This window comes from Oligella sp. HMSC09E12 (assembly GCF_001808505.1).
Taxonomy (GTDB): Bacteria; Pseudomonadota; Gammaproteobacteria; order Burkholderiales; family Burkholderiaceae_B; genus Oligella; species Oligella urethralis.
Genome location: NZ_KV793615.1, coordinates 1 through 11,655, shown reverse-complemented (window position 1 = coordinate 11,655; position 11,655 = coordinate 1). Strand labels below are relative to the sequence as shown.

The 11,655-nt window shown below is 49.6% G+C and carries 10 protein-coding genes; 8 read left to right on the top strand and 2 right to left on the bottom strand.

Annotated features, from left to right (window positions below):
• Positions 1–17: 17 nt before the first annotated feature.
• The gene (locus tag HMPREF3179_RS10190; protein WP_048767454.1) at positions 18–1,007 is read left to right on the top strand and encodes an SPOR domain-containing protein; all 990 of its coding nucleotides are present in this window, start codon (positions 18–20) and stop codon (positions 1,005–1,007) included.
• An 82-nt stretch (positions 1,008–1,089) separates the two neighbouring features.
• Positions 1,090–1,716 carry a thiol:disulfide interchange protein DsbA/DsbL gene (locus HMPREF3179_RS10185; protein ID WP_018025341.1) on the top strand — a complete coding sequence of 209 codons (627 nt, stop codon included), beginning with the start codon at positions 1,090–1,092 and terminating at the stop codon, positions 1,714–1,716.
• A gap of 97 nt (positions 1,717–1,813) precedes the next feature.
• Here the strand turns inward: HMPREF3179_RS10185 and HMPREF3179_RS10180 are convergent, their stop codons facing one another.
• On the bottom strand, positions 1,814–3,022 hold the full coding sequence (locus HMPREF3179_RS10180) for a trans-sulfuration enzyme family protein (protein ID WP_070471060.1): 1,209 nt from the start codon (positions 3,020–3,022) through the stop codon (positions 1,814–1,816).
• Positions 3,023–3,121: 99 nt separating this feature from the next.
• On the opposite strand from HMPREF3179_RS10180, the gene HMPREF3179_RS10175 reads away from it, so the two are divergent.
• A complete protein-coding gene (locus HMPREF3179_RS10175; RefSeq protein WP_070471058.1) occupies positions 3,122–3,751 on the top strand; it encodes a LysE family translocator in 630 nt (209 codons plus the stop codon).
• On the opposite strand, the gene HMPREF3179_RS10170 is transcribed toward HMPREF3179_RS10175, so the two are convergent.
• Entirely contained in the window at positions 3,725–4,789 is a 1,065-nt protein-coding gene (locus HMPREF3179_RS10170) for an MBL fold metallo-hydrolase (RefSeq protein WP_018025338.1), read from the bottom strand. The two genes, HMPREF3179_RS10175 and HMPREF3179_RS10170, sit on opposite strands and share 27 nt — an antisense overlap.
• A gap of 164 nt (positions 4,790–4,953) precedes the next feature.
• Here HMPREF3179_RS10170 and HMPREF3179_RS10165 point away from each other — a divergent pair, with 164 nt between their 5' ends.
• The 5 genes from HMPREF3179_RS10165 to HMPREF3179_RS10145 all read left to right on the top strand — a co-directional run bounded on the left by HMPREF3179_RS10165 (position 4,954) and on the right by HMPREF3179_RS10145 (position 11,517).
• Positions 4,954–5,337 carry a MerR family transcriptional regulator gene (locus HMPREF3179_RS10165; RefSeq protein ID WP_070471057.1) on the top strand — a complete coding sequence of 128 codons (384 nt, stop codon included), beginning with the start codon at positions 4,954–4,956 and terminating at the stop codon, positions 5,335–5,337.
• A 24-nt stretch (positions 5,338–5,361) separates the two neighbouring features.
• Positions 5,362–6,540 carry an isovaleryl-CoA dehydrogenase gene (locus HMPREF3179_RS10160; RefSeq protein ID WP_048767458.1) on the top strand — a complete coding sequence of 393 codons (1,179 nt, stop codon included), beginning with the start codon at positions 5,362–5,364 and terminating at the stop codon, positions 6,538–6,540.
• 25 nt (positions 6,541–6,565) lie between these two features.
• Complete coding sequence (locus tag HMPREF3179_RS10155) at positions 6,566–7,750, top strand: acetyl-CoA C-acyltransferase (RefSeq protein ID WP_036557897.1); 1,185 nt, start codon at positions 6,566–6,568, stop codon at positions 7,748–7,750.
• 104 nt (positions 7,751–7,854) lie between these two features.
• The gene (locus HMPREF3179_RS10150) at positions 7,855–9,462 is read left to right on the top strand and encodes a carboxyl transferase domain-containing protein (RefSeq protein WP_070471055.1); all 1,608 of its coding nucleotides are present in this window, start codon (positions 7,855–7,857) and stop codon (positions 9,460–9,462) included.
• An 18-nt stretch (positions 9,463–9,480) separates the two neighbouring features.
• Entirely contained in the window at positions 9,481–11,517 is a 2,037-nt protein-coding gene (locus HMPREF3179_RS10145) for an acetyl-CoA carboxylase biotin carboxylase subunit (RefSeq protein WP_070471052.1), read from the top strand.
• Positions 11,518–11,655: the final 138 nt, after the last annotated feature.

Here is an 11,655-nt window from a genome sequence, read left to right as displayed (position 1 = left end):
TTATCGTACGATTCATTATGGCAGCACCTCGTAAACGCACCGCAAGAAAAACCACGACTGCACGTAGCCGTGCCTCAACGACTTCGGGACGTAGCAGTACCTCCTTTATCGCCATGGGCATGATTGCGGGCCTGGCTGTTGCCATCTTGTTTTATGCGATTTTTATTCGTCAAGATGCGAATTTATCCAAGGGTAGCACGCCCAATTATGCGCATACACCGAATCAACCGCATATATTGAATCCGCTACCGCCTAAACCGCGTGAGACTGGAGCAAATGTAGCCACCGACAGCAAGCCGAGTAGCCCTGCACCCGTGAGCGAGCCTAACACAACAACGCCTCGCCTCAGTACCACAAGCCCTACACCTAGCCCTGAGGTAGCGCCGACACCAGAACTCGCTACTAAGCGCACAGCTGAACCGGTCATCGCGCCTAGCAAGCCAGCACCTGAGCGCCCCGCTGTGACCACTGCCCCGGCACCTAAAGCGCCTAGCAAAGCGCCTACTGAGACTAAAGCGCCGCAGCCACGGCTGACAGAAGACCCTATCGGCAACTTGATTGCACAACATGAGCGCCCTTCGAAGTCGGCTTCCCCTAGTGCGTCCAAAGCCGCTCCTAGCAAGTCCAAAGAAGACGCAGATCATCTTGGTGCGCTACTTAAAACCATGCCTGCAGAGAGCAGCACCAGCGCCCGTACTGTCACTGCCGCCGCAGCCACTAAGCCAGCGGCGAGCACGCCTGAGTCCAAACTTAGTTTAAACCCCGTGCCCACAGAGCAGCGTCCTTTTTACCTACAAACAGCAGCCTATGCCTCGGAAAATGAGGCCGATGCGGTGCGTGCGGAGTTGCTCTTATTAGGCCATAGCAGCGCCTCGGTGCATAAAGCCTTAGTCAATAATAAAACGGTTTATCGTGTGCGCATTGGCCCCTACACCACCAGTAGCGCCTTAAATCAAAGCCAAAAAGCACTACAAGCGACGAAGTTAAAACTTCATCCCGTGCAGTAAAGGAACTTTTAACGGCCCTAAGAGTCATTAGCTTTACTGAATAAAACCCGTGAATTAACATATCCTGAGGATTGAGTTAACGATGATCAAATTATCCAATACCCTTTTAGTCTCTGCCTTATTAAGCGCAAGCTTAGCAGCACCCGCCGCATTGGCTCAACAGGATCCCTCCTACGTGACTTTTTCAAAGCCTTTAGCAACGACGAGCGCTGAGCAAGCTGAGGTACTGGATTTTTTCTCTTATACCTGCAGCCATTGTGCGGCGATTGCACCGATGATGCAGGATTGGGAAAAAAATCTTGATGACAAAGCCGTGATGCTACATGTACCTGTGGCGTTCAATGCCGCCATGGAGCCCACGCAGAAGTTTTACTACGCTATTGAAGCCTTGGGACGCTTAGATCTACATTTACCGCTTTTTGACGCCATTCATAAGGAGCGTCAGCGCATTTTTACTGAAGAGGCCTTAATTGATTGGGCGGTTAAGCAAGGCATTGAAAAAGAGGCTATTAGCTCAGCCATGAGCTCTTTCAGTGTTGCTCATAAAGCACGTAATGCGCGCAAACTCACTGAGAGCTACGGTGTTCAGGGTACCCCCTCCATTGGTATTGATGGTCGCTATTTAACCTCCCCGTCCATGACCGGCACCTATGAAAGTAGTATCCAAAAAGCGCAAGAACTACTTGCTAAGGTACTGGCAGAGAAGTAATTACTATCCCTTTCTTCCTCAATCCACACGCTTAAAGGGCTCCATCCTATGACGACGATAGCCCTTTAAGCTTCAATACATTCCGCTCCGAGCAAAACTAAGCGCCAAAGGCCTTGTCATAAGCCTGCTGTAGATCAGCAATCAAATCTTCCACCGCCTCTAAGCCCACATGCAATCGAATCAACTGATGCTCCCCCGTGTGCAACGCCTCGGTGGCATAGGAATGATGTGCGATGCCTTGAGGACGCACCCATTGCACCAAGCTCTCAAAGCCGCCCCATGAGTAACCAATATAGAAGATCGCTAATGCATCCACAAAGGCTCGCGCCTGCTCACGACTCCCTTTAAACGCTACCGACAATAAACCATTAGAACCCTTGCAGTCGCGTTGCCATAGCGCATGATGCTTATCAGCCGGATAGGCGGGGTGATAAATTGCGACGGTCGCATCCAATGAGCTTAAAAACTCGCACACCTTAAGTGCATTGGCGGCATGCTGCTGCATACGAATGGGCATGGTACGCACGCCACGAATAGCTAACCACGCATCATCGGCACTAATGGAGTAACCCAAGGCATATTGGTTGCGATCAATGCGTGCGCCAAGCTCGGCACCTTTAACCACCACTGCGCCTAGCATTAAATCTGAATGACCGCCGATGTATTTGGTACCGGCAATAATAGAAATATCTGCGCCCAATTCCAAAGGCGTATAAATCAAGCCGCTACCCCAGGTATTGTCTACCACAAAGATCAGCTTATGCTTTTTAGCAATCTCAGATAAAGCACGAAAATCCAACATTTCCAATAATAATGAGCCAGGGGATTCGGCGTATAAAACCTTGGTATCGGGCGTAATGGCCGCCTCTAAAGCCGCATAATCATGACCGCCTACATAGGTGCTGCGGATACCCATGCGCTGCAGAATCGTCTCGTCTAGCGAACGCACTGGACCATAGACATTATCCGTACACACCATATGATCGCCTTGACTAAGCAAGGACAACAAGGTCATGCTAATCGCCCCCACACCGGAGGAAGCCAAAAAGCAACGATCGCCATTTTCCAACGCAAGGAAAATCTGCTCTAATTCGGCATGCGTCTGCAAACCCATGCGACCGTAGCTCATCGCTCGCTCACCTTGCGCTCTTAAAGACTCCGTCCGCTCTAGCTGTTCCAAGCTGTGGAAGCGCACCGTGCTGGTACGTATCGACGGCGTCGCCACAGCGGCAACCGGGTGCTCGGCATCACAAGGCAGGGTACCCAGATGCTGCAAACGAGTGACTAAATGATGAGACTTTTTCATGGGCAGATACTCCAATCTTTAAAAAACTGAGGCTTAAGAAACAATATCATTGATTTTATTCTATACTTTTGAAGCCTTGTAACCAATCTGCCTTGTGTGATGACCCTAAGCTCCGCCCTTTCGTTTTTTATGGCTGCTGCTTTATTAGCACTCTTGCCTGGACCGGATAATCTCTATGTGATGGCGCAATCCATGCGTCAAGGGTGGCGTATTGGCTTTATGTTGATTCTAGGCTTATGCTCGGGCTTAGTCGTGCATACCGGAATTGTGGCGGTGGGCGCAAGCGAGTTGATTTATCGCTATCACCTGGTGTATCAAGCGATTAATGTCTTCGGTGCCTGCTATTTAGTGTATTTGGCCTATTTACTTTTTAATGCTGGTGTTGTGACTCAGACGCCAGCCGGTGGCGATATGCTAAGGCCGCGACAAGCCTATTGGCGTGGCGTATTGATGAACCTCAGCAATCCCAAAGTGATTCTCTTTTTTCTCTCCTTTACCCAGCCCTTTATTCAGGTGGAAAATGGCCAGCTCGGCCGCCAGTATGCGCAGCTCGCCATATTAATGATTTTGGCGACACTGCTGGTCTTTGGGGCAATCAGCCTGTTTGCCGATCGCTTAGGCCCCTGGTTAAAGCAATCGGCGCGCGCTCAAATTATTTTTAATCGCATAAGTGCCAGCGTCCTCTTTGTGCTGGCGGGCTACTTACTCATCAATCTTTTGATAACGTAGCACGCCCAAGTCATCGGCGGCACGACTTAATTTACCCTCATAGTACAAGGCTTGTAGATGCGCTAAGGCTTCACCCATCGCAAAGGTCAATTGATGCAGATCCAATGGGCGCTTGAACATTTTTGGCACCACCTCAGCCGCACAGGTAGGCTCTACACAAAGATCCAATACCTCCCGTAAGCGATCCTCGTGGTGGGCTAATTGCTGGGTGACACGCTCCTTAATCCCTTTAAACGGTCTGCCATGCGAAGGTAGTACCAAGGTATCATCTGGTAAGTCTAAAAACTTCACCACGGAATTCAAGTACAACGGCAAAGGATTGGCCTCTGGCTCAAAATCAAACACACTGACATTGGTTGAAATGCGTGGCAGCAACATATCCCCTGAAATCAGCACCGCTAAATCCGGGCAATATAAGCTAATATGTTCTGGCGCATGACCATAGCCGCTAATTAGCGTCCAAGCATGCCCACCGATATCAATCACCCGTTCATCAATTAAACGATTAAAGCTGCTTGGGGGCGGATAGACTAAGCCGGGATAGTAATTGGCGCGCTCCAAAATCTTTTGCTGCGAGTCCTTATCCAATAAGCCATGCCGCGCAAAATGCGCCACTGCACCCTGCCCACCGGTACCGGCACCCTTGGTGTCCATGGTCCAGCAACGGGCCACAAAATAATCCGTCATACTCATCCACAAAGACACATTCCAGCGACTACAGTGCCAGCCCGCCAAACCCACATGGTCCGGATGCATATGAGTCACCATCACGCGCACAATGGGCAAACCGTCCAACTCATTAGCAAAGATTTGTTCCCACACCTCACGCACAACGGGTTTATTAATCCCGCAATCCACCATGGTCCAGCCCTTTTGACCCTCATACTCGTCAGCGATTAACCAACAATTAATATGATCAAGCGCAAATGGCAGGGGTAAACGAATCCACTTCACCCCCGCGGCCACTTCGATTGCATAGCCTTCTGCTGGCAAGTCCTCAGCAAAGGGATAGCTTAATTTCTTTTCATTTTCATTCATTCATTGTCTCCTCTTCGACGGTTTGACTCATCAAAGCGTCGCATAATTTGTAGTCAAGGCGTAAAAAACTTCGACTATCATACCCTTAATGATTGACAAGCGATAGATCTTAAATCATAATCACGTTTACGTAAACGTAAACTTAATTTTTAGATTTGATTGCTATGACACAAGAGCTTTGGTCTATTTCCGAATTGGCCGAAATATATCAGGTCACACCACGCACGCTTCGTTACTACGAGGACCAAGGGATTATTAGCCCCCAGCGTGATGGTCAAAAGCGGATTTACAATCATCGCGATCGGACCCGCCTTAAATTGGCCCTACGCGGCAAGCGCTTGGGTTTTTCACTGGCGGAAATTCGCAATTTAATCGATATGTACGATGGCCCTAATAGTCATCCAGGCCAATTACAATCGTATTTATCCCATTTAAAAAAGCAAAAAGAACTGCTAATCCAGCAGCAAAAAGATATTCAGGAAGTGCTTGAAGAAATCGATCGTCAAGAGCAAATATGCTTTGATTTATTAGCCAAGCAGAGCAAATAACTTTATTAGCCACAAGGAGAGGAAATGAATATTCCAGGCATTAATTTTAATTTAGGTGAAGACTTAGACATGTTGCGCGATGCAGTGCGTGACTTTGCTCAAACTGAAATTGCCCCACGCGCGCAAGAAATTGACCATAGCGATCAGTTCCCGATGGATTTATGGGAAAAGTTTGGTGAACTAGGTCTATTAGGTTTAACCGTGAGCGAGGAGTATGGCGGTACCGCAATGGGTTACTTAGCACATATGATCGCCATGGAGGAGATCTCGCGCGCTTCCGCCTCAGTTGCCCTCTCTTACGGCGCCCACTCCAACCTCTGCGTGAATCAGCTATTCCGCAATGGTAATGATGAGCAAAAGGCCAAGTACTTACCGAAGTTAATCAGTGGTGAGCATATCGGTGCCTTGGCAATGAGTGAGCCAGGTGCCGGTTCCGACGTTGTCAGCATGAAATTACGGGCTGAGAAAAAAGGCGATCGTTATGTATTAAACGGCAGCAAGATGTGGATCACTAACGGTCCCGATGCCGATACCCTTGTAGTCTACGCCAAAACCGAGCCGGATGCCGGTCCTAAAGGTATTACTGCCTTTATCATTGAAAAGGATTTCCCGGGCTTTTCGATTGCACAAAAGCTTGATAAATTAGGTATGCGCGGTTCGCACACAGGTGAGTTAGTGTTCCAAGACTGTGAAGTACCAGAAGAAAATATTCTCGGCCAGTTAAATGGCGGTGTGAAGGTCTTAATGAGCGGCTTAGACTATGAGCGTGCTGTGCTATCCGGCGGTCCACTTGGGATTATGCAAAGCGTGATGGATATGGTGGTACCGTATATTCACGATCGTAAGCAATTTGGTCAGTCCATCGGGGAGTTCCAATTAATCCAAGGCAAGATAGCCGATATGTATGCCGGTCTACAAGCCAGCCGTGCTTATGCCTATGCGGTCGGTAAGCAGTTAGACAGCTTAGGCGAGGGTCATGCTCGTCACGTGCGCAAAGACTGCGCTGCCTTAATTCTTTATGTGGCGGAAATGGCAACCAAAATGGCCGGTGACGGTATTCAGATTCTCGGTGGTAATGGTTACATCAATGAGTACCCTGCCGGTCGTTTATGGCGTGATGCCAAGCTTTATGAAATTGGTGCCGGCACCAGCGAAATCCGTCGCATGCTCATCGGTCGCGAACTATTTAATGAAACTGCTTAATATATAAAGCTTTTAGGAGTTTTTTATGTCTGATCCTATTGTTATTGTTTCCGTTGCCCGTACACCCATGGGCGGTATGATGGGCGCTTTATCCAGTGCCACTGCTTATGAATTAGGTGCTACGGCGATTAAAGCTGCAGTCGAGCGCGCCGGCATTGATCCTAGTGTGGTTGATCAAGTATTGATGGGTAATGTCCTACAAGCGGGTCAGGGTCAAGCCCCTGCTCGTCAAGCCGCGCTTGGCGCCGGTTTAGCTAAATCGGCAGCTGCCACCACCGTACATAAGGTCTGCGGCTCCGGTCTCAAAACCGTGATGTTAGCCACCGATATGCTCAAGGCGGAAAGCGCTGAGGTGGTGGTTGCCGGCGGCCAAGAAAGCATGTCTAATGCCCCTTATTTGCTACTAAAAGGCCGTTCCGGCTATCGCTATGGTCATTCCACCGTGTACGACCATATGGCCTTAGACGGCCTTGAGGATGCCTATCAGCGTGGTCAAGCCATGGGTATTTTTGCCGAGCAAATGGTTGAGAAGTACCAATTTACGCGTGAGGATCAGGATAACTACGCCATTGAATCCCTTAACCGCGCCCTCAAAGCCATTGAAGACGGTAGCTTCGAGTGGGAAATCACCCCCGTGACTATCAGCTCTCGACGCGGAGATGTAGTGGTTGATACCGACGAACAGCCGGGTAACGCCAAGCCAGATCGTATTCCTAGCTTACGTCCCGCATTCAAAAAGGACGGTACAGTCACCGCGGCAAATGCCTCATCCATTTCTGACGGTGCTGCTGCACTCGTGATGATGCGTGCTTCCACCGCTGACAAGCTCGGTGTTAAGCCACTCGCCCGTGTGGTAGCCCATGCTGAGCATGCCCATGAGCCTGAATGGTTTACTACCGCCCCCGTTGGCGCCATGCAAAAATGCTTGGATAAAGCGGGTTGGACCAAGGACGAGGTGGATCTCTATGAGATTAATGAAGCCTTTGCTTGCGTAACCATGGGTGCCATCAAAGATCTAGAGCTAGACCACGCCAAAGTCAACATTCACGGCGGTGCGACGGCCTTAGGTCACCCGATTGGTGCCTCCGGCGCTCGTATCTTGGTGACCCTAATTGCCGCCTTACGCAAAACCGGCGGTAAAAAGGGTATGGCCAGCCTTTGTATCGGCGGTGGTGAGGCCGTAGCCCTAGCGGTTGAGATGGTCGACTAATGGCTTAATCAAAGGCCTACAGCAATCTATCATAAAGCTTGCTTATCGCACTCACTATAAGCAAGCTTTTTTAAATAGGCACAACTAAGTTTTGGAGGAGCGACATGCCTATTATCAAGAGTCAAATTAATATTCGTAGCCAATCCTTTCAGGAAAATGCCCAAGCGATGCAGGCGCAGATCGATGATCTGAATGAGAAACTAGCGACTGCGTATAAAGGCGGTAGCGAGAGTTCTCGCCAAAAGCACCTGGCGCGCGGTAAATTGCTGCCGCGTGACCGCGTTGAAAAACTACTTGATCCGGGCAGTCCCTTTTTAGAGCTTTCACCACTCGCCGCATTAAATATGTACGACAATGACGCACCAGCGGCTGGTCTGATTACTGGTATTGGTCGTATCAGCGGTGTGGAGTGCTTAATTGTTTGTAATGACCCAACGGTCAAGGGTGGTACTTACTACCCCATGACGGTGAAAAAGCATATCCGCGCGCAGGAAATTGCCGAGCAAAATAACCTACCTTGTGTGTATTTAGTCGACTCCGGCGGTGCTTTCTTACCTAAGCAGGATGAGGTATTCCCAGATCGCGATCACTTCGGTCGTATTTTCTATAATCAGGCGGTGATGTCCTCTAAAGGCATTCCCCAGATTGCCGCCGTACTAGGCTCTTGTACAGCGGGTGGTGCCTATGTGCCAGCGATGTCAGACGAATCCATTATTGTTAATAACCAAGGCACGATCTTCCTTGGTGGCCCACCCTTAGTTAAAGCAGCCACGGGTGAAGAGGTGACCGCTGAGGACCTAGGTGGCGGTGATGTGCATACACGTCTTTCGGGTGTCGCTGACCATTTAGCTCAAAATGACAGTCATGCCTTGCAATTAGTACGTCAAGCCGTATCACGCTTAAATCGCAAAAAAACTAACCCGCTGCTAACCGTGGAGCCGCGTGCCCCTTTATACGATAGTGAGGAATTAAACGGTATTATCCCGAGCGATACGCGCAAGCCCTTTGATGTACGTGAAGTGATTGCTCGGATTGTGGACGGTTCAGAATTCGATGAATTCAAAGCGCGCTTCGGTCCGACCTTAGTATGTGGCTTTGCACATATTGAAGGCATGCCAGTCGGTATTATTGCCAATAACGGTATTTTATTTTCCGAGTCTGCGCAAAAAGGGACGCACTTTATCGAGTTATGCTGCCAGCGCAACATACCATTAGTCTTCTTACAAAACATCACTGGCTTTATGGTCGGTCGTAAGTATGAAAATGAAGGGATCGCCCGTCACGGTGCCAAAATGGTAACTGCCGTCTCAACGGCTAAAGTACCTAAATTTACCGTCCTCATTGGCGGTTCATTCGGCGCCGGTAACTACGGTATGTGTGGTCGCGCCTTTAGTCCACGCTTTTTATTTATGTGGCCTAATGCCCGCATTTCCGTAATGGGTGGCGAGCAGGCTGCCAGTGTGTTAGCCACGGTTAAGCGTGACGGTATTGAGCAAAAAGGCGAGACCTGGTCAGCGGAAGAGGAAGCTGCGTTTAAAGCACCGATCCGTGATAAATACGAGCATGAGGGTCACCCTTATTACGCCACAGCGCGTCTGTGGGATGACGGCATCATTAAGCCGGCGGATACCCGTCGCGTATTAGCCCTAGCTTTATCGGCTGCCCTCAATGCCCCTATTGAAGATACGAAATTCGGTATCTTCCGTATCTAATCACAGCGGAGTTGCTTTATGTTTAAAAAGATTTTAATTGCTAACCGCGGTGAAATTGCTTGCCGCGTTGCCCGTACCGCTCGAGCAATGGGGATTGCTACGGTTGCGGTTTATTCAGATGCCGATCGTCATGCGGCCCATGTACAAGCGTGTGATGAGGCTGTGTATATCGGCGGTTCAGAGCCTGCTAACAGCTATTTACGTATTGATGCCATTATTGAGGCCGCCAAACAAACGGGCGCTGAAGCCATTCACCCAGGTTATGGCTTCTTAGCAGAAAACGGTCACTTTGTAGAAGCATGTAATCAAGCCGGCATTAAGTTTATCGGCCCCTCTGCCGCAGCCATGGAAGCCATGGGCTCCAAGTCTGCCGCCAAGGCCTTAATGGAAAAAGCCGGCGTGCCTTTAGTGCCCGGTTATCACGGTGACAATCAGGATCCGGCCTTTTTACACGCCCAAGCCGATGCCATTAGCTACCCCGTATTGATTAAAGCCAGTGCTGGCGGTGGTGGCAAGGGGATGCGCATTGTTAACAGTAGCGATGAGTTTATCAGCATGTTGGAATCATGTCAGCGTGAAGCGCGTAGCAGCTTTAGCAATGACCATGTGTTGATTGAACGCTATGTCAATAAACCGCGTCATATTGAGATTCAAATCTTTGGTGATGAACATGGTAATTACGTGTATTTATTTGAGCGTGATTGCTCGGTACAACGCCGTCACCAGAAAGTGATCGAGGAAGCGCCTGCGCCAGGCATGACGGAGGAACGTCGTCGCGCCATGGGTGAAGCAGCGGTTAATGCTGCACGTGCCGTTAACTATGTGGGTGCGGGTACGGTTGAGTTCATTGCCGAACAAGACGGTACCTTCTACTTTATGGAAATGAATACCCGTCTCCAGGTAGAGCATCCGGTGACTGAAATGATTACCGGCTACGACCTAGTCGAATGGCAGCTACGCATCGCCAATAATGAAGCAATTCCAGTGCAGCAAGCGGATCTGGCGATTCAGGGGCATGCCATTGAAGTACGTATTTATGCGGAAAATCCGGATAATGACTTCCTGCCTTCAATCGGTCAATTAAACCATTTAAGTTTCCCGCCACATCAAAGCTTTGTGAATGCACCGGTACGGGTAGATAGCGGTATTCGTGAGGGCGATAGCATCAGTCCTTTCTACGATCCGATGATTGCCAAGCTCATTGTGTGGGGTGACGATCGCGAGCAAGCCATTGCACGTATGCGTCAAGCCTTATTAGCAACACATATTATCGGTCTGCACACCAACGTTGACTTTTTGTATCGTTTGATGTGCAATGATGCCTTTGTGAATGCCGACTTAGATACCGGCTTAATTGAGAAAAATCAGGCCTCGCTCTTCCCACCGGCGCGTCCAACCTCAAGCAAAGCCTTGGCCACCGCCGCCGTGGCGTATTTAGCTAAACACGGACTCAAACATAGCCGTGCGGCTAAAAATACCGCCACTCGCTATGTGGATCCATGGGCAGCCGCCGATTACTGGCGTGTACGTCAGGGTGACGGCACCAGCATCACCATTAATGACGGCCATCAGGACTACGTCCTACAGCTGCAGCAAACGGCTAAAGATCAGTGGACACTGATGATTCACGGCACTGCGCAGCGCCTAGAATGGGAAGCGAGCACCTTAGACAGTGCGACTCAGTTTGATATTAAATTGGGTTTAGATGGTGTGCTCAGTCATGCGAAGGCAGTCTTTGATGGCGAGGATCTCTATCTCTACGCACAAGAGGGTCAACTGCGTTTACAACTACCGGATAGCTTAGCGCATGCCGCTGATGGCGCAGAAGTAGGTGGTGGCGGTCTGACAGCCCCGATGCCTGGTAAAGTCATTAACATCCTAGTTAAGGTTGGTGATGAGGTTAAAGCAGGTGACGTACTGCTCGTGATGGAAGCAATGAAAATGGAGCATTCCATTACTGCGGATGAGGGCGGTGTGGTTGAAGAGCTATTCTTTGACGTCGGCGAACAAGTCACCGAAGGCGCCGAGCTGATTAAGCTAAGCACTGCGGACTAAGTCCACTCAGTCCATTAAGTCCATTTAAGGGGCTTTATCAAGCAAGAGGCCGATACCTTAAGGTATCGGCCTCTTGTTTTAGGCTCACAACGTGGCGCCTATAACGTAAGCGTCCGGTGAACACATGTATTCATTCCT